A 15950-nucleotide genomic window follows, 5' to 3' on the forward strand; every position below is an offset into this window, starting at 1 on the left:
GCACCGACTGTGCAGGACACCGAGAGCCAACGTGGTTGAGACACGGCTGGGGCTACCGAACGAGTGAACCGCAGAAATCGTCGACGGCCTTACAGGCGGCCGACGGAGTCGACGTCGATGCTCTCGACGCCATCCACGTCGCGGAACGCCTCCTCGACGGCCTCGGTGCCACCCGCGTCGTCCGGGACGATCACCGTCGGCAGCAGCGCGACGAGGCCAAAGGCCACGTCCTCGCGCTGGTAGCCGCGGATCTCGGCGCCCTCGGGGAGCGCGGCCTCGAGTCGGTCCTCGAGCTCGTCGAGGTCGATCTCGGGGCTCTCCGGCATGACCTTGATCTTGGCGGCGACGTCACCCATCGTTAGGGCCCCCTGAACCCGCAGTCCGGGCACTCGTAGAGGTTGCTCTGCTTGCGACACTTGGCACACCGGAAGATGACGGTCCCGCACTCCGGGCACTTGAACCGGGCCGCGTTGGTCCCCGTGACGGAGATGCCACAGGAGACGCAGGCGCGATCTCCCGTCGTATCTGCTTCGCTCATATGCATGAAGCCGGGCGCGTGACGTTTAACCGTTACCTTGTCCGGCCGAGCCGGCGGAATCGCTCGCCGCGGCACCGTCGACGACCCACCAGCGCCACGAGACACGGCGGGGATGGTGTGAGACGACGCCGACGCGCGCCCCCACAGCGCGACGCCGTCACACGCCATCGGTAGCTCTATTTCTCGACAGGCGAACACGATTCAGGTATGCGACGCCCTCCACGCAGTGCGACCGACTCGCGACGACAGTTCCTGAAACGCGCCGCGGCCACCCTTGGGGTCGCCGGCCTCACCAGCACCGCTGGCTGCCTCGGCGACGTGCGCGACAACGTGTCCCCGCCCGCGACGGCGATTGGTGGCACGAGTGCGATCGCCGAGACCGCGCTCTCGAAGGACGCGTTCGACGCCTACGCCACTCGCCAGCGCGAGCAGTACGGCGATCACGGCATCTGGGGCGCCGCCGATTCCGAGCCCGAGCACGACCTCGAGTTCGTCGGCGCGTGGACGCGCACGATCGGGGTCACAGCTGACGGCAGCCCGGCCCCCCAGCCCGAGGGCCCGGGCGACCTCCGCGCCGTCGCCGACAGCGTCGTGGCCGCCTACGAGATCCCCGACCGCTCGACGGAGGAGAAACAGCACTACCAACTCTGGCTCTGGGCGGCAGGTCGACTCCCCGGGGAAGCCGACGACGGCCCCGTTGCGGCGACGCCCGGACTCCGCCGCGTCGAGATCGGTGTCGAACTCACCGGTGGCGACGCCGAGATGGGGGCGTACACGCCCGGGAGCGACCACTCCCGCGGGCCGGTCACGGTCGGTCCCGCGTCCCCGGATGTCGACGGGCTAGCGGCGTCGGTCCCGCTCGAAACCGGACAGATCCGCGTCGTTCCGGACCGAACTGGGTTCGACAAGAACGCCTACGCAGTCGCGTGGACCGGCGACCACGACGGCCAGCAGGCGGTCGCCGCCACCTGCGAAACGGCGTGGGACGGCGACAGCGCCCCGCAGTTCGAACTCTCGGTTCGACTGGCGGCGGATCGCCGACGGCTCTGACGCGGCCGAACCATTTTCCCCGTACCGCTAAAAGACGAGAGCATGGACAGCGCAGGGCTGGGGCTCGTCGAAGGAGAGCGCGCCAACGCGCTGGTGGCGTGGGCCGTGCTCGGCTTCCTCCTCGTGACCGGCGCCGTCGAACTCCTGACCGGCCAACTCGTCTGGGCGGGGTTCGTACTCGTCGTCGTGGCGCTGGGCGCGCTCCCGGCCGTCCGCAACCGGAACTGGCAGACGATGCTCCCGTGGGAACTGCTCGCGCTGGCAGCGCTCCCCGTCGGCGGGCGGGTGTTCGTCGCCGGCCAGACCGTCGGCCAGATCACGCTGACCGGGCGGGTGACGACGTACGTCGCCGTCGCCGCGGTCGCGCTGATCGTCGCCGTCCTGCTCGATCGGTTCACGACGACGCGGATGAACGACGCGTTCGCGGTGGTGTTCGTCGTCATCACCACTATGGCGGCCGCGGGCATCTGGGCGGTCGCCCAGTGGCTCTCGGACATCTATCTCGGCACGGGGTTTCTCGACCGCCCACACGCCGAGGAGGCGCTGATGTGGGACTTCACGGCTGCCACGATGGCGGGGCTCTTCTCGGCGCTGCTGTTCACCTACTACTTCCGACGGCGAGCCAACGGCGGAGCCGGCGGCCTGGGCGTCGACGGCCCGCTCCCGGACGGGGGTGAGCCGTAGTGAGGATCCGCGACTGGCTCGGCCTGAGCGATCGCCAGCAGCGCATCGCCGCCCAAGCGATGCAGTACGGCCTGTTCGGCATGATCGCCGTCGGCTTCTACGAGGGCAGCGTCGGCGTGATGGTCAACGCCGGCGTCGGGTTCGTGGTGACGTACCTCCCCGCCCTCCTGGAGCGGGACTACGACATCGAACTCGACCCGGCGCTGGTGCTGTGGATCACGCTCGCGGTGTTCCTCCACGGGTTCGGGACGGTCGGCCTCCCGGGCGCCGAGGCCCACCCCTACCGCGCGGTGCCCTGGTGGGACCACATGACCCACACGTTCTCGGCGAGTATCGTCGCCGGCGCGGGCTACGTAACGGTCCGCGCGCTCGACGAGCACACCGACGCCGTGCGCTTCCCGCCGCAGTTCGTCTTCGTGTTCATCCTGCTGTTCACGATGGCCTTTGGCGTACTCTGGGAGGTACTCGAGTTCGCCATCGCGCTGACAGCCGAGGCGACCGGTTCGGCCGCGGTGCTCACCCAGTACGGGCTGGAGGACACGATGAAGGACCTGCTGTTCGACACGCTTGGCGGCATCGTCGTCGGGCTCTGGGGCACCGCGTACCTGACCGGGCTCACCGAGTCGGTCACCGACCGACTCCGCGCGCGTAGCGGGGCGGAGTAGCTCCCGCCCCGGGAACCGGGCGGCGGCGCCGACCGCAACCGTGATTCGGCGGGGGGCCGATCCCCGCGTATGGTCGACACTGCCCTCCTCTGGATCGGGCTCCTCGTGCTGGTCGTCGTTGCGGGCATCGGCGTCGCCGCCTGGCAGTTCGCGACCACTGGCGAGCGCCCCCTGCGACCCTTAGCGATCGCGGCGGCCGCGTTCGCCGGCGTGTTCCAACTCGGGCAAGCGAACGGCTACTTCCGGCCGACTGCGGCGGCAGTGCTGACGGCGGCCTGCCTGCTGCTCGCGGTCGGGCTGATCGTGATGGAGTTCCGGAGCGACGAATAGCGTCGCTACCCGGGTGAGAGAACGGAGAGAGAAGCGCCGCGTTACGCCTCGGCGAACGTGTCGTCGTAGTCGCCGGCGTCGATGCGCTCTTTGAACGTGCGGCCGTCCTCGCCCTCGATGGTCACGCCCAGCGAGACACACGTGCCCGCGACCTCCTTGGCCGCGTTCTTGGTGTCGTACGAGAGCAGGTCCGAGGACTTCTGCTCGGCGATCTTCTTGAGCTGCTCGGCGGTCAGGTCGGCGACGAACTCCTCCTGGGGCTCGCCGGAGCCGGTGTCGAAGCCGGCCTCGTCCTTGATCAGCTCCGCCGTCGGCGGGACGCCGACCTCGATCGAGAACGAGCCGTCGTCCTCGTAGTCGATGGTGACGGGGACCTCCATCCCGTCGAAGGCGTCGGTCTCCTCGTTGATCTCCTGCACGACCGCCTGCACGTCGACGGGTGTCGGACCCAGCTCGGGGCCGAGCGGCGGGCCAGGATCGGCCTCACCGCCCGCGACGAGCACTTCGATGGTTCCAGCCATACCCGAAAGGTGCCCGGCGCGCCGTTTAACGGTTTCTTTCCGGATCCGACCCGGAGCGACAGCGGTTTGGCCCTGCCGGGTACAGCAGGCACCGTATGCGCTCCCGCGCCCGAACGCTCGCACTCGTCGCCGGCGGCGGGTTCGCGGGCGCGAACGCACGCTGGCTGCTCGCCGTGGCGCTCCCCGACCTCGGCGGCACGCTCGCGGCGAACGTCCTCGGCGCGTTCGTCCTGGGCGCCGTCGTCGCCACCGTCGCCGCAGGTCGGCTCGGGCCGGCGGTCCGCCTCGCGCTCGCGACGGGGTTTCTCTCCTCGTTTACGACCTACTCCACGTTCGCCGTCGAGTCGGCGCTGGCCGGGTCGCCCGCGCTCATGATCGGCAACGTCCTCACGAACTACGCGCTCGGCTTCGCCGCCGCCGCAGCGGGCTTGGTCCTCGCACGCCGCATCCTTGGCCACGACGGCGACGCCAGCGCCGGAGGTGAGTCGGCGTGATCGCCCCCGCACCGATCCTCGTCGGCCTCGGCGGCGCCCTCGGCGCCGTGCTTCGCTACGCGGTCGGGGAGGCACTCGCCGACGCCGACACGGCGTTCTCGGCGTCGACGCTCGCGGTCAACACGCTCGGCACGTTCGCGCTGGGGCTGCTCACCTTCGCCGGCGCCGGTGACGGCACGGTGCTCCTGCTCGGCACCGGCACCTGTGGCGCGTTCACGACGTTCTCGTCGTTCTCGGTCGAGACCGTACGGACCTGGGAGAGCGGCGACCGAACGGTTGCGGCTGGTTACGCGCTCGGGACGCTCGTACTGGCAGGAGCCGCGCTCGGGATCGCGTGGCTGCTCGTCGGGTGAGGAAAACGTTCTTTCGCCCGGCGGGGCGAGTCGACCCCCATGGGGCGAGAGAAGCGCATCCGACTTGCGCTCGGGATCCTGCTCGTGCTGGGTGGCGTCGGCATCGTCGTCGCGACGGTAACCGGTCAGGATGCCTACCTCAGCGCGGGGGCGGCGGTCGTCTGTCTGGCCAGTGGCGCGGCGATGGCGTACACGAGACGGATCGAGGACAGTTGATCCGGCGACTCAGATCTCCACTTCGAACGGCTCGTGCCCGTCGGCGCGCTCGGCCATCGCGGCACAGAGGTCCGCGACGGCTTCGAGGTCCTCGGTGTCGACCACTTCGACCGGCGTGTGCATGTACCGGTTCGGGATCCCGACGTTCAGCGACGGCACTCCACCGCGCTGGGTGAACACGCCGTCGGCGTCGGTGCCCGTCCGGCTCCCGGCGGCCTGCAGCTGGTAGTCGACGTCGTCGTCGTCGCCGGATTCGCGCGCCAGGTCGACCAGCTTCGGGTGGTTCGCGCTCCCGCGGCCGACCACGGGCCCCTCGCTGAGTTCGACCGGCCCGCGGTTGCTGCCGGCCACGTCCGGGTTGTCGGTCGCGTGGGTCACGTCGACGGCGACGTAGGCGTCCGGATCGATGCCGAAGCCGACCATCTGGGCGCCCTTCAGGCCGACCTCCTCCTGCACCGTCGAGACGGCGTACACCGTCGCGTCGGCGCCGGCTTCGGCCGCCCGGCGCAGCGCCTCGGCGGCGACCCAGGTGCCCACGCGGTTGTCCATCCCGCGGGCGGCGACGCGGCTGTTCGCCAGCTCCTGAATCCCGGAGGAGAACGTCACCGGGTCGCCGATGGAGACGAGTTCCTCGGCGTCGTCGTCGTCCTCCGCCCCCACGTCGACGAACTGCTCGCTGATGTCCTCGTACTCCTCGTCGCCCTCACGCAGGTGGATCGCAGTCTGCCCGATCACGCCCTGGACTGGCCCGTCGTCGGTGTGGATCGTGACGTGCTGGCCCTTCGAGACCGTGCGGTCCGAGCCGCCGACCCGAGAGAGGCGGAGGAAGCCGTCGTCGACGATGTCGCGAACGATGAACCCGATCTCGTCGGCGTGGCCGCCGACGGCGAACTCCGTCTCGACATCCGGATCGCCCTCGTGGACCGCGATCGCGTTGCCGTACGCGTCGGTCTCGACGCGGTCGGCGAACGCCGAGACGTAGTCGACCCAGACGCGCTGGCCGCGCGTCTCGAAGCCGGAGGGGCTGGGGGTGGTGAGCAGTTCGTCCAGGAACTCGCGTTGGCGCTCGTCCATAGCCGCATCTCGGAAGGGAGGCCTATGAGTCCGGCGGTGGGGGTCGCTCCCGCCGGTTCGGGACGGAGTCGTCCGCGAGCAAGTGGCTCCGTGTCGTTCACGTTCACCAACAACTAAGTCGGACGGACCCAGAGATACCGTCATGCGCCCCGTTCGGCCCTCCCTCCAGTCGGCCGCTGACAGAGCAGTATCGACCCTCGTGTTCGCAGCGGCGTTACTCGTGGACGCGACGACCTCAGCCGCCAGCCTACTTTGGCGGGCGCTCGGCGACGTCGCTCGCCGCCTCCACAGCGCCTGGCGGCGTGGGAAAGGCAGCGCGAGCGAGCTCTCCGGTCCGGCGAAACGGTTCGCCACGGGCCCACTGCGTGCCTTCCTGCTCGGCCGTCGAACCGGCCGCTCGGTGGTCCTCACGCTGTCGAGCCCCGTGCTCGCGCTGGCAACGGCGTGGTGGGTCGGCTCGACGGTCGGCTACGAATCCCTCGTCGCGTCCGTCCGCGGGACGTGGTTTGGAACCGATCCCGCCCTCGCAGTGTTCGCCGCCGTCGGCGCGTTGCTCCTCCTCGCTGCCGCCAGCGCGGCCGCCAACTCCGGTGTCCTCCCGACGACGCTGCTCGTGAGCGCGCCGGTCTTCGGCGCTGCCCTCACACGCTACGGGACGACAGTCACGTACGCGTGGGGTGCGGAGGTAGTCTCCCTGCCGAGCGCGGTCGGGTTCGCGGTCGTCATCGGGGTCGGGGTCGGCGCGCCCATCGCCGTCGTCGGCTTCTGCCTCGGGTTCCTCACCCGGCGGGCCGCCGTAGCAATTCGGCGCCCGTCAGACACCGACGCCGGGAGCGCGTAAGCGGCGACGCCGGGCGTGGCCGTCGGCGGTTCCGCCCCCTCCGTGACCGCGCCCAAAACGGCTATCACGCTACCGACCGAACAGACATGTATGGCCGACAAACAGTTCACGTTCTTCGAGTTGCACTTCCACGACGGGTTCCAAGTCGGGCCGCGCAGCCTCCCGGGCGTCGACGAACTGACCGACGAGGCGACACCGACCGACACCGGCGCGGCCGACACGAGCACGAGCGAGACCGCCGAGGAGTCGCTCGAGAGCTCGAAGGGGCCCGGCCTCAGTCTGCTCGCGCCCCTGGCCGGCCTGGGCGCCCTCGCGGCGATCGCCTACGCCGTCCGGAAGCTGCTGGGCGGCGTCGAACCCGAGGGGCTCGACGCGCTGGACGACATCGAGGAGCAGGTCGACGAAGCGACCCAGGAGCTCGAAGCCGAGGCCGGGGACTCGGTCCCGATCGAGATCACCAGCCCCGAGGAGGAGTCGGGCGGCCGCCTCGGGCTGGTCGTCGCCGCCGTCGTCGGCCTGCTGCTGGCGCTGGCGCTGGCCGCGTACAAACTCCTCGCCGGGAGCGAGGAGATCGTGGTCGAGGAGTAGCCGCGAACGAGGGTTTTTGCCCGCCCGCCGCCGAGTGTGGGTATGGATCTCTTCCGCAGCGTCGACGCCGTCGTCTCCGCCTCCGGGGACGGCGTCGTCGACTGGCGGGCCGTCTCCGAGGCGGCGAAAGCGAGTACCGACCCCGGCTCGCTCGAGCTCTCGGCGGCCGAGCGCCAGGGGTACGCGACGGACGTGCGCGACGCCCGCGACCGCATCCGCGACGTGGGCGGGGTCGCGTTCGACGTGCCCGAAACGATCTCGCTCCAGAACCGCCACCACTGGATCGACGCCAACGTCGACACGTTCCGGCGACTGATCGAGCCGATGACCGACGAGTTCGACCAGCCGCTCTTTCCCGGCGCCTCCCGCGTCGTCAACACGGGGTCGCTGTCGTTCTCGCTCGCCTTCCTCGGGCGGCACGTGCTCGGCCAGTACGACCCGCTGCTGCTGGCGGAAGCGGACGGCGGGCCGACCCACGAACTCTACTTCGTCCACCCGAACATCGAGCGCACCGCCCGCGAACTCGACGTCGACTTCCCCCGGTTCCGTCGCTGGATCGCGTTCCACGAGGTGACCCACGCCGCGGAGTTCGGCGCCGCCGACTGGCTCCCCGAGTATCTGGAGTCACGGATGCGCGACACCGTCACCCAACTCGCGTCGGGCGGCCTGAACCGCGAAGCGTTCTCCGAACTCGACGCCGCGATGACCGCCGTCGAGGGGTACGCGGAGCTGCTGATGGATCGCGCGTTCGACGAGGAGTACGACGACCTGCGACGGAAGATCGACGCTCGTCGAGGCGGTGGGGGACCGGTGGATCAGCTCATCCGCCGCCTGCTCGGCCTCGGCCTCAAGCGCCGGCAGTACGAGCGCGGCGCCGACTTCTTCACCACCGTCGCCGACGCCGAGGGGCTCGACGCGGCGGCGAAAGTCTGGGACCGACCGGAGAACCTGCCGACCGACGCCGAACTCGACGAGCCCGAGCGCTGGCTCGCGCGGGTCGCCTAACCGCATTTCCGCCCGGACCGCGCCGTTACCACTCGCGGTCGGACATGTCCGGCGTGTCCGGCATCACGTCCCGGAGGTTCCTGACGACGAACCACGTGATCACGATGCCGGCGACCAGCCCTGCAACGCCGGCCAGCAGCGCGAACCGGATGCCAGCGCCGGCCTGGATCGAGACGAACACGCCCGAGAGCGCGATGATGAGCACGAACCCGACCTGGAGCGGCAGCGAGCCGTAGCCGTCGCCGCCGCCGCGGTCGCTCCTGTTCATAGGCCAACAGAGGGGTGACGAGGGCTTGAACGCGGCGGTTCAACGGGGCGGCGCCGGAACAACGTTTAACAGCCACCCAGCGTATCGCCGTCGCATGGTCTCCACGTTCGAGTTCGCGATGTCCGCACTCGCCGTGCTCCTCCTGGTGGGCGTGACGCTCGCGATCGTCCCGCCCAGTTCGGTTCGGCTCGGCCTGCGCTCGTTCGAGCGCCGGACGGGGGCCCCACCACTCGCCGTAGTGGCCGCCGGCGTGGTCGGCGTCGTCGTGCTGGCACTCGGGATCGCGGGGTCGAACGCCGGCGGCGGGGAGTTCACCGTCGTCGACGGTGTGCCGGTCGTCCTCGGCGCGATCGGCCCGGCCCTGGTCGTGATCGGCCTCGCGGCCCGAACGACGAACGGCCGCCTGGCCGCGGCGACGGACACCCCACCGGCGCCCCGGAGACCGGGACGGTGGCCGTCGACGGCTCGCTCCGCGCGATCGACGGAACGCTCACCGTTCCGGGCCTCGACGGCGGCGCGCTCGCCTGCACGTACGCCCTGCAGAAGGATCGCGGCTTCGCCCACCGCTCGCCGGTGTGGGTCACCCTCGCCGAGGGCGAACGGGTGCGGCCGCTCGCCGTCGACGACGGCAGCGGCCGCGTCCGTCTCGACGAGGACGCCGTAACCGTCCGGCGGGCCCGGCTCGCCAGGCGGAGCTACAGCATCGACCTGCCGGAAGGGGAGCCGGTGCCCGACGCGGTCGCATCGTTCCTCGCGGCATCAGGCGTCGATAGCCCGGACCGCCCCGGAGTGGACCACCGACTGCGACTCGCACCGCTCGCCCCGGACAACACCGTCACCGCGGTTGGCGAGTACGACCGCGTCACGAAGGCTGGCGACGCGTTCTGGGGGCTCTCCGGGGACGACGTGTTGTTGTTCCCGGGCGAGCGCGACGCCGTCCGTGACCGACTCCTGCGGCGGTACAAGTGGCTGACTGGCGGGGGCGCCGTGATGACGCTCGTGGGCGTCGGCTACGCCGCGATGCTGTTCGTCCCCTGAGCCGCGCGGCCCCACAAGACACGTATACTCGCCGTTCGCCCCACCGCTATGGACGAACACGCCGCCGTCGACGCCGTCGACGACCCCGTCACTGTCGACCGCATCGCTGCCGACCTCCGTGACCTAGGCGTCGACGCGGGCGACACCCTCATCGTTCACAGCGCGCTCTCGGAACTCGGCTGGGTCGCAGGTGGCCCACAGGCCGTCGTCGACGCGCTCCAGCGTGTCGTGACCGAGAGCGGCACCATCGTGATGCCGACCCACTCGACGCAGTACAGCGATCCGTCGGTCTGGACGAGCCCCCCAGTGCCGGACGACTGGATCCCACGGATCCGCGAGTCGATGCCCCCGTTCCGGCCCGCGGTGACGCCGACGCGCTCGATGGGCGCGGTCGCGGAGTGCTTCCGGGACTACCCGGGTACGCGACGAAGCCAGCACCCGCTCTACTCCTTCGCGGCGTGGGGCGCCGACGCCGCGGCGGTCGTCGACGCCCACAGCTTCGCGAACGGGATGGGCGAGGACTCCCCGCTCGCCCGGGTGTACGAACGCGACGGCTCGGTGCTCCTGCTTGGCACCGACCACGCGACGAACACCTCGCTCCACCTCGCGGAGTACCGCGCCGACATCGACGCCGACGAAACGACCGCAGGCGCGCCGATCCAGCGCGACGGCGATCGCGAGTGGGTCGAGTGGACGGATATCGAGCACGACAACGGCGACTTCCCGGATATCGGCGCGGCGTTCGAGGCGGAGTGTTCTGCGGCGATAACTGCGGGCGAGGTGGGCGCGGCGACCACGAAGCTAGTGGACCAGCCAGCACTGGTCGACTTCGCCGTCGAGTGGATGAGCGAGCAGCGCTGAGTCGGATTACCGGTTCCGGTCGATCCACTCGCAGAAGGCGTCGAAGTCTTCGGCGCCGCACTGATCCGCGATGTTCCGGAGGGTATCTCCACCCACCTCGTGGCCGACTGGGACGGTCACGAGCCGCACCTCGGTGTCGTGTTCGTTTGGAGGGTTCCAGCGTAGTCGGACGTGGCTCCCCTCACGGCCAACTAGACTGTAACTGTGGTCTGTGAGGACTTTGACGATGTCACGGCCGGGAAAATGTCTCCGGACCACCGTTACCGCAGGAAATCTGGGAGCTCAGTGTCGCTTTCGCGGGCTTCCTCGACTTCGGCCGGATCGAGCCCGAGATCCTCCAGTACGTCCTTTTCGTCCTCCCAAGAATCGATGGGTTCGCCCGTCTCGCCAGTGTGGAGAGCCACTGCCTCGTCGAGCATTTCGAGCGCCTCTTCGCGAGTTTCGCCCACCGAGGCGACGCCCAAGTCCTCGTCGACTGCCGACCAGTTCTCGGCGTCCTCGTTCCACGACAGGGAGATGTTGCGGGACGCCGGGTCGTCCGCGGTCGAGCCGGTGTTCGACGCGTCGGTACTCATACGCCTATATCGACGTCACTCCGGCAAAAGCGTTCGGGCGACCGCTCGCGAACCACCCCGACCGACACCGTTTACCTCCGGGACCCACTGCCTCCCACAATGCGACTTCGGGGCCCCATCGTCGACGTCGGCGAGCCACGGACCGCGGGCGGCGCCGACCTCGTCGAGCTCACGATCCGGCCCGAGCGCGGCGCCGCCGACCCCACCACGGTGACGCTCTGGAACAAGTGGTCCGAGACCGCCGAGTACGCCGAGGCGGGGATGGAGCTGCTCGTCACCGACGCCGGCGAAGACGAGTTCCGCGGCGAGACCACCTACGAGACCACCCCCGACTCGTGGGTCGTGCTCGAACCGGAGTTCCTCGTCGACGTGACCGCCGTGCGCTCGTGGGTGCAGTGCCCGCGGATGTACTACCTGAACAAGCTCTCCGGCGTGCCGCTGAAGTACCCCGTCGTGAAGGGGACCGTCGTCCACGAGGTGTTCGGCGACCTGCTGCGGGGCCGCGATCTCGACGACGCGATCGACCAGCGCGTCGCGGAGGCCGGCCTCGAACTCGGCGCGCTGGGCTACGACCGCGAGGAGGTCGAGAACGAGGTGCGCCGGAACGCCGCGGCCGTCGAGGGCTGGCTCCAACAGGGCACGCTCACCGAGGAGGACACCTGGCGCTCGGAGTACACCCTGATCTCGCCAACCTTCGGGCTGAAGGGTCGCGCCGACGCGCTGCGCCGGGGGATGCCCGTCGAACTCAAGACGGGGAAGAACACCAAGCGCGAGCCGCGCTTCCAGGACAAGATGCAGGCGGCTTGCTACGCGCTGATGCTGGAGGAGCAGGGCGTCGACGCCGATACGGGCACCCTCCTCTACACGAAGAACACCGCGCTCGAACGCGCCGAGGAGACGGGCGACCTCTCGCCGGCGAAGGAGTTCTCGGTCGGGCCGGGCCTGCTGAAGTTCGTCGTCCGCACCAGAAACGAACTGGCGGCGATGGAGTTCGACGCCTCGATCCCCTCGGGGTTCGAGGCCGACGCCAACTGCCAGTACTGCTTCGAGCAGGACACCTGCATGGTCGTCTCGGGCCGCCTTGATCAAGAGTCCAAAGCCGGCCAGATCGGCCAGCCGCTCCCGCCCGAGGAGCGGGCGTACTTCGAGGGGTTCTACCAGTCGATCGAGGCCGAGCGCCGCCAGGTCCACGCCGAGTACCGGAAGCTCTGGGAGCAGGGCGCCCAAGAACGGGCCGACGACGACCGGGCCCTGATCGACCTCGAACCGATCGACCGGGAGGCGATCTCGGGCGGTCGCTGGCGCCTGCGCGCCCGAAAACCCGACGACGCCGTCTCGAAGCTCCGGGAGGGCGACGTGGCGCTCGCGAGCGACGGCGACCCCGTGCAGGGCCACGCCGAGCTCTGCCGGATCAAGTCGCTCGGCACCGGGAAAGCCGGCGCCGAGATCGTCGTCGAGGCCGACGAACCCGTCGACGTGCGCCGGCTCGACGTGTACCCCTCCGAACTCTCCGTCGACCGGATGCTGACCGCGCTCCACGACGGCGTCCTCACGGGCGATCCCGACCGGAAGGACGTGCTGTTCGGCCGTCGGGAGCCGGAGTTCTCGGGCGAGATGCGCGAGTACATCGACAACAACGAGGCCCAGAACGACGCCGTGAACCTCGCCACCCGCGCCGATGACTTCGCGCTGGTGCACGGCCCGCCCGGCACCGGGAAGACGTACACCATCGCCCGGACGGTGAAAGCGATGATCGAGCAGGGCGAGCGCGTGCTGCTCTCGGCCTTTACCAACCGCGCGGTCGACAACGCCCTCGAAGCGGTCCGCGACGCGGGTGTCGATGACGAGCAGATCGCCCGTGTCGGCACCGAGTCCGGCATCCGCGAGGACATGCAGGACCTGCACCTGAAGGAGGAAGGCGAGCCCGGCGACCGCATCGCCGAACTGAAAGCGGCCTCGCTGGTGGCGGCGACGACGGCGTCCTGCGGTTCGCGGGTGATGCGCGAGGAGGCGTTCGACGTGGCGCTGGTCGACGAGGCCTCCCAGCTCACCGAGCCGGCGACGCTCGCGGCGATCAACCTCGCCGACCGGTTCGTGCTCGTCGGCGACCACGAGCAGCTCCCCCGGTCGTGCAGGCCGAGGGCGGCGAGGCGTGGACCAGCGAGTACGGGCTGGCGGAGGCCGACGGCGGTACCACGACCGGCGACGGCGCCGACGGCAGTGGCGTCGACGGCCGGCCGGCCCGGCTCGACCTCTCGACCTCGCTGTTCGAGCGCCTGCACGAGCTAGCCCCGGAGGCGTCGGTGTTGCTGGACCGCCAGTACCGGATGGCCCAGCGGATCCAGGCGTTCTCTTCCCGGGAGTTCTACGACGGCGCGCTCCGCCCGCGAACGGGGCGGTGGCGGCCCAACGCATCGGCGACCTCGACGGCATGGATCCGGACGCGCTGCCCGAACCGCTCCGCGATCCTGTCGCCTTCGTCGATCCGGACGGGGCGCGCGTGGGCAACACCAACCCCGCGGAGGCCGACCGCGTGGCCGAGATCGTCGACCAGTTCGTCGCCGCGGGCGTGGATCCGGACGACATCGGCGTCATCGCCCCCTTCCGCGCGCAGGTCGCCGAGATCACCCGACGTGTCGACGCCACGGTCGATACCGTCGACCGGTTCCAGGGGTCGAGCGAGGAGGTGATCGTCGTCTCCTTCGTCGCCACGGGCGACCTCGACGGCCCGATCTACGAGGACCCGCGGCGGATGAACGTCGCGCTCACGCGGGCGAAGAAGTCGCTCGTCCTCGTCGGCGACGCCGACGCGCTGGGGTCGGACCCGTTCTACGCGCGCATGCTCGACTGGGCGCGCCGATAGACCAAACGCATCAGTTTCTGGAAAATAACCGCCGAATCCGGGACGCGTTCCCCGGCAAGTCGTGGGGCTGGCCCACAAGCCTTTTGTTCGGCATCCTCGTGACTCTCGACCAACGATGAGGGGAGCGCACGTATGAAGCTGGCAATGATCGGCTTCGGGCAAGCCGGCGGCAAGATCGTCGACAAGTTCGTCGGTTACGACGCCGAGCAGGGCTCGAACATCGTCCGCGCGGCCGTCGCGGTCAACACCGCGAAGGCGGACCTGATGGGCCTCGAGAACATCCCGGAGAGCCAACGGGTGCTCATCGGGCAGTCCCGCGTGAAGGGCCACGGCGTCGGCGCCGACAACGAACTCGGCGCGGAGATCGCCGAGGAGGACATGGACGAGGTGCAGGGCGCCATCGACTCGATCCCGGTCCACGAGGTCGACGCGTTCCTCGTGATCGCCGGGCTGGGTGGCGGGACTGGCTCCGGCGGCGCGCCGGTGATCGCCAAGCACCTCAAGCGCATCTACACCGAGCCGGTGTACGGGATGGGGATCCTGCCGGGCTCGGACGAGGGGGGATCTACACCCTCAACGCGGCGCGCTCGTTCCAGACGTTCGTCCGCGAGGTGGACAACCTCCTCGTGTTCGACAACGACGCCTGGCGGAAAACTGGCGAGTCCGTCCAGGGCGGCTACGACCAGATCAACGACGAGATCGTCAAGCGCTTCGGCATCCTGTTCGGCGCCGGCGAGGTCGAACAGGGCGGCGAAGTCGCCGAGAGCGTCGTCGACTCCTCGGAGATCATCAACACGCTCGCGGGGGTGGCGTCTCCACCGTCGGCTACGCCCGCGAGGAAGTGGAGAACACCGGCGGCAGCAGCGGCGGCCTGCTCTCGCGGCTCACCGGCGGCGAGGAGGAGGACGAACTCGACACCGCTCACACGACGAACCGTATCACCAGCCTCGTCCGAAAGGCGGCGCTGGGGCGGCTCACGCTCCCCTGTGAGATCGAGGGCACCGAACGCGCGCTGCTCGTGATGGCCGGCCCGCCGAAGTACCTCAACCGGAAAGGCATCGAGCGCGGGCGGAAGTGGCTCGAGGAGCAGACCGGCTCGATGGAGGTTCGCGGCGGGGACTACCCCGTCCCCGGCGCGAACTTCGTCGCCGGCGTGATCCTGCTGTCGGGCGTGAACAACGTCCCGCGGATCAAGGAGCTCCAGCAGGTCGCGATCGAGGCACAGGACAACATCGAGGACATCCGCGACGAGAGCGACGAGAACCTCGACGAGCTCGTCAACGACGACGACGACGAGCTCGAGTCGCTGTTCTGATCACGCCCTCCCCTCGTGCGAATCGTCGTTCCGTTCTCCGCCGACCGGCCGAAGACGCGGCTGGGCAAGGTTCTCACCCCCGACGAGCGACGCGAGTTCGCCGCGGCGATGCTCGCGGACGTGCTCGCCGCGCTCGGCGGCGTCGACCGCGACCTCGACGTGACCGTGCTCGCGACCGGGCCGGTCGAGGTTGAGGCGTCGGTCGTTGTCGACGACCGCCCGCTGACGACGGCGGTGAACGACCGCCTCGACACGGCGCCGACCGCGGTGGTGATGGCCGACCTCGCGCTCGCGACGCCCGACGCACTCGAAGCCCTCCTCGACTCGGACGCCGACCTCGCGATCGCCGCGGGTCTCGGCGGCGGCACGAACGCCTTCCTCGCCCGCGATCCCGCGTTCCACGTCGACTACCACGGCGCCTCCTACCGCGACCACCTCGCGATCGCTCGCGAGGAGGGGATCTCGGTCCGGGAGGTCGACTCCCGGCGGCTCGCGGTGGACATCGACGAGCCCGCGGACCTGACCGAGGTGCTGCTCCACGGCGACGGCGCCGCGCGCGACTGGCTCGTCGACGCCGGGTTCGAACTGGACGTGGGCGGCGGGCGGGTCGAAGCCGTTCGGGAGTAGCCGAATCCGATCCCGAGTGAAACCTTCATACTCGTCCCCTGCCA

At 70.0% G+C, this 15950-nt stretch carries 20 protein-coding genes and 2 pseudogenes; 15 read left to right on the forward strand and 7 right to left on the reverse strand.

Annotated elements, in window-relative coordinates; translation table 11 throughout:
• Window positions 1–89: 89 nt before the first annotated feature.
• Window positions 90–356, reverse strand: coding sequence for an elongation factor 1-beta (locus tag SY89_RS00745; RefSeq protein ID WP_054582747.1), 267 nt, complete (start codon window positions 354–356; stop codon window positions 90–92).
• A 2-nt stretch (window positions 357–358) separates the two neighbouring features.
• Window positions 359–538: an HVO_2753 family zinc finger protein gene (locus tag SY89_RS00750; protein ID WP_054582748.1), complete on the reverse strand. Its 180-nt coding sequence runs from the start codon at window positions 536–538 to the stop codon at window positions 359–361.
• 207 nt (window positions 539–745) lie between these two features.
• Here SY89_RS00750 and SY89_RS00755 point away from each other — a divergent pair, with 207 nt between their 5' ends.
• The 4 genes from SY89_RS00755 to SY89_RS00770 all read left to right on the forward strand — a co-directional run bounded on the left by SY89_RS00755 (window position 746) and on the right by SY89_RS00770 (window position 3267).
• Window positions 746–1588: a twin-arginine translocation signal domain-containing protein gene (locus SY89_RS00755; protein ID WP_054582749.1), complete on the forward strand. Its 843-nt coding sequence runs from the start codon at window positions 746–748 to the stop codon at window positions 1586–1588.
• Window positions 1589–1630: 42 nt separating this feature from the next.
• Window positions 1631–2272, forward strand: coding sequence for a hypothetical protein (locus SY89_RS00760; protein ID WP_054582750.1), 642 nt, complete (start codon window positions 1631–1633; stop codon window positions 2270–2272).
• Complete coding sequence (locus tag SY89_RS00765; RefSeq protein ID WP_054582751.1) at window positions 2272–2937, forward strand: hypothetical protein; 666 nt, start codon at window positions 2272–2274, stop codon at window positions 2935–2937. Before SY89_RS00760 ends, SY89_RS00765 begins: the two co-directional genes overlap by 1 nt.
• Window positions 2938–3006: 69 nt before the next feature.
• Entirely contained in the window at window positions 3007–3267 is a 261-nt protein-coding gene (locus SY89_RS00770; protein WP_054582752.1) for a hypothetical protein, read from the forward strand.
• Between the two features lie 41 nt (window positions 3268–3308).
• Here SY89_RS00770 and SY89_RS00775 read toward each other — a convergent pair whose 3' ends face one another.
• A complete protein-coding gene (locus tag SY89_RS00775) occupies window positions 3309–3788 on the reverse strand; it encodes a 50S ribosomal protein L11 (protein WP_054582753.1) in 480 nt (159 codons plus the stop codon).
• Window positions 3789–3883: 95 nt separating this feature from the next.
• Here SY89_RS00775 and SY89_RS00780 point away from each other — a divergent pair, with 95 nt between their 5' ends.
• Genes SY89_RS00780 through SY89_RS16955 form a run of 3 tightly spaced genes read left to right on the forward strand, consistent with a single transcriptional unit; the run spans window position 3884 to window position 4851 of the window.
• Window positions 3884–4282, forward strand: a complete 399-nt coding sequence (locus SY89_RS00780; protein ID WP_054582754.1) for a CrcB family protein — start codon at window positions 3884–3886, stop codon at window positions 4280–4282.
• The gene (locus SY89_RS00785) at window positions 4279–4635 is read left to right on the forward strand and encodes a fluoride efflux transporter FluC (RefSeq protein ID WP_394325723.1); all 357 of its coding nucleotides are present in this window, start codon (window positions 4279–4281) and stop codon (window positions 4633–4635) included. The genes SY89_RS00780 and SY89_RS00785 overlap by 4 nt, the downstream gene beginning before the upstream one ends.
• Window positions 4636–4674: 39 nt before the next feature.
• Window positions 4675–4851, forward strand: coding sequence for a hypothetical protein (locus SY89_RS16955; protein ID WP_189319084.1), 177 nt, complete (start codon window positions 4675–4677; stop codon window positions 4849–4851).
• Between the two features lie 9 nt (window positions 4852–4860).
• Here SY89_RS16955 and SY89_RS00790 read toward each other — a convergent pair whose 3' ends face one another.
• Window positions 4861–5925, reverse strand: coding sequence for a M20/M25/M40 family metallo-hydrolase (locus SY89_RS00790; RefSeq protein WP_054582755.1), 1065 nt, complete (start codon window positions 5923–5925; stop codon window positions 4861–4863).
• A 142-nt stretch (window positions 5926–6067) separates the two neighbouring features.
• Here SY89_RS00790 and SY89_RS00795 point away from each other — a divergent pair, with 142 nt between their 5' ends.
• The 3 genes from SY89_RS00795 (at window position 6068) to SY89_RS00805 (ending at window position 8359) form a co-directional block, all read left to right on the forward strand.
• Window positions 6068–6766, forward strand: a complete 699-nt coding sequence (locus tag SY89_RS00795) for a hypothetical protein (RefSeq protein ID WP_054582756.1) — start codon at window positions 6068–6070, stop codon at window positions 6764–6766.
• A 90-nt stretch (window positions 6767–6856) separates the two neighbouring features.
• Window positions 6857–7354, forward strand: a complete 498-nt coding sequence (locus SY89_RS00800) for a hypothetical protein (protein ID WP_054582757.1) — start codon at window positions 6857–6859, stop codon at window positions 7352–7354.
• 42 nt (window positions 7355–7396) lie between these two features.
• Entirely contained in the window at window positions 7397–8359 is a 963-nt protein-coding gene (locus SY89_RS00805; protein ID WP_054582758.1) for a zinc-dependent metalloprotease, read from the forward strand.
• A 25-nt stretch (window positions 8360–8384) separates the two neighbouring features.
• Here SY89_RS00805 and SY89_RS00810 read toward each other — a convergent pair whose 3' ends face one another.
• The gene (locus tag SY89_RS00810) at window positions 8385–8627 is read right to left on the reverse strand and encodes a hypothetical protein (protein ID WP_054582759.1); all 243 of its coding nucleotides are present in this window, start codon (window positions 8625–8627) and stop codon (window positions 8385–8387) included.
• A gap of 450 nt (window positions 8628–9077) precedes the next feature.
• Here SY89_RS00810 and SY89_RS00820 point away from each other — a divergent pair, with 450 nt between their 5' ends.
• Together SY89_RS00820 and SY89_RS00825 are read left to right on the forward strand one after the other, a co-directional pair.
• Window positions 9078–9665, forward strand: coding sequence for a hypothetical protein (locus SY89_RS00820; protein WP_144427104.1), 588 nt, complete (start codon window positions 9078–9080; stop codon window positions 9663–9665).
• A gap of 48 nt (window positions 9666–9713) precedes the next feature.
• Window positions 9714–10526, forward strand: a complete 813-nt coding sequence (locus SY89_RS00825) for an AAC(3) family N-acetyltransferase (protein ID WP_054582762.1) — start codon at window positions 9714–9716, stop codon at window positions 10524–10526.
• A 6-nt stretch (window positions 10527–10532) separates the two neighbouring features.
• Here SY89_RS00825 and SY89_RS00830 read toward each other — a convergent pair whose 3' ends face one another.
• A complete protein-coding gene (locus tag SY89_RS00830) occupies window positions 10533–10784 on the reverse strand; it encodes a type II toxin-antitoxin system HicA family toxin (protein WP_054582763.1) in 252 nt (83 codons plus the stop codon).
• Window positions 10785–10786: 2 nt separating this feature from the next.
• On the reverse strand, window positions 10787–11101 hold the full coding sequence (locus SY89_RS00835) for a type II toxin-antitoxin system HicB family antitoxin (protein WP_054582764.1): 315 nt from the start codon (window positions 11099–11101) through the stop codon (window positions 10787–10789).
• A gap of 99 nt (window positions 11102–11200) precedes the next feature.
• Here SY89_RS00835 and SY89_RS00840 point away from each other — a divergent pair.
• The 3 genes and pseudogenes from SY89_RS00840 to cofC all read left to right on the forward strand — a co-directional run bounded on the left by SY89_RS00840 (window position 11201) and on the right by cofC (window position 15906).
• Window positions 11201–13964, forward strand: a pseudogene (locus tag SY89_RS00840) (AAA domain-containing protein).
• Between the two features lie 132 nt (window positions 13965–14096).
• A pseudogene (locus SY89_RS00850) lies at window positions 14097–15279 on the forward strand (tubulin/FtsZ family protein).
• Window positions 15280–15294: 15 nt separating this feature from the next.
• Window positions 15295–15906 carry a 2-phospho-L-lactate guanylyltransferase gene (gene cofC / locus SY89_RS00855; RefSeq protein WP_054582766.1) on the forward strand — a complete coding sequence of 204 codons (612 nt, stop codon included), beginning with the start codon at window positions 15295–15297 and terminating at the stop codon, window positions 15904–15906.
• The last annotated feature ends 44 nt before the right edge of the window (window positions 15907–15950 follow it).

The sequence above is a fragment of the Halolamina pelagica genome (genome assembly GCF_001307315.1).
Taxonomy (GTDB): Archaea; Halobacteriota; Halobacteria; order Halobacteriales; family Haloferacaceae; genus Halolamina; species Halolamina pelagica_B.

Coding starts and splice junctions, on each gene's coding strand:
- SY89_RS00780 (WP_054582754.1), top strand. CDS start 3,884: ATGCGCTCCCGCGCCCGAACGCTCGCACTCGTCGCCGGCGGCGGGTTC.
- SY89_RS00760 (WP_054582750.1), top strand. CDS start 1,631: ATGGACAGCGCAGGGCTGGGGCTCGTCGAAGGAGAGCGCGCCAACGCG.
- SY89_RS00775 (WP_054582753.1), bottom strand. CDS start 3,788: ATGGCTGGAACCATCGAAGTGCTCGTCGCGGGCGGTGAGGCCGATCCT.
- SY89_RS00750 (WP_054582748.1), bottom strand. CDS start 538: ATGAGCGAAGCAGATACGACGGGAGATCGCGCCTGCGTCTCCTGTGGC.
- SY89_RS00745 (WP_054582747.1), bottom strand. CDS start 356: ATGGGTGACGTCGCCGCCAAGATCAAGGTCATGCCGGAGAGCCCCGAG.
- SY89_RS16955 (WP_189319084.1), top strand. CDS start 4,675: ATGGGGCGAGAGAAGCGCATCCGACTTGCGCTCGGGATCCTGCTCGTG.
- SY89_RS00795 (WP_054582756.1), top strand. CDS start 6,068: ATGCGCCCCGTTCGGCCCTCCCTCCAGTCGGCCGCTGACAGAGCAGTA.
- SY89_RS00805 (WP_054582758.1), top strand. CDS start 7,397: ATGGATCTCTTCCGCAGCGTCGACGCCGTCGTCTCCGCCTCCGGGGAC.
- SY89_RS00770 (WP_054582752.1), top strand. CDS start 3,007: ATGGTCGACACTGCCCTCCTCTGGATCGGGCTCCTCGTGCTGGTCGTC.
- SY89_RS00810 (WP_054582759.1), bottom strand. CDS start 8,627: ATGAACAGGAGCGACCGCGGCGGCGGCGACGGCTACGGCTCGCTGCCG.
- SY89_RS00825 (WP_054582762.1), top strand. CDS start 9,714: ATGGACGAACACGCCGCCGTCGACGCCGTCGACGACCCCGTCACTGTC.
- SY89_RS00790 (WP_054582755.1), bottom strand. CDS start 5,925: ATGGACGAGCGCCAACGCGAGTTCCTGGACGAACTGCTCACCACCCCC.
- SY89_RS00800 (WP_054582757.1), top strand. CDS start 6,857: ATGGCCGACAAACAGTTCACGTTCTTCGAGTTGCACTTCCACGACGGG.
- SY89_RS00835 (WP_054582764.1), bottom strand. CDS start 11,101: ATGAGTACCGACGCGTCGAACACCGGCTCGACCGCGGACGACCCGGCG.
- SY89_RS00755 (WP_054582749.1), top strand. CDS start 746: ATGCGACGCCCTCCACGCAGTGCGACCGACTCGCGACGACAGTTCCTG.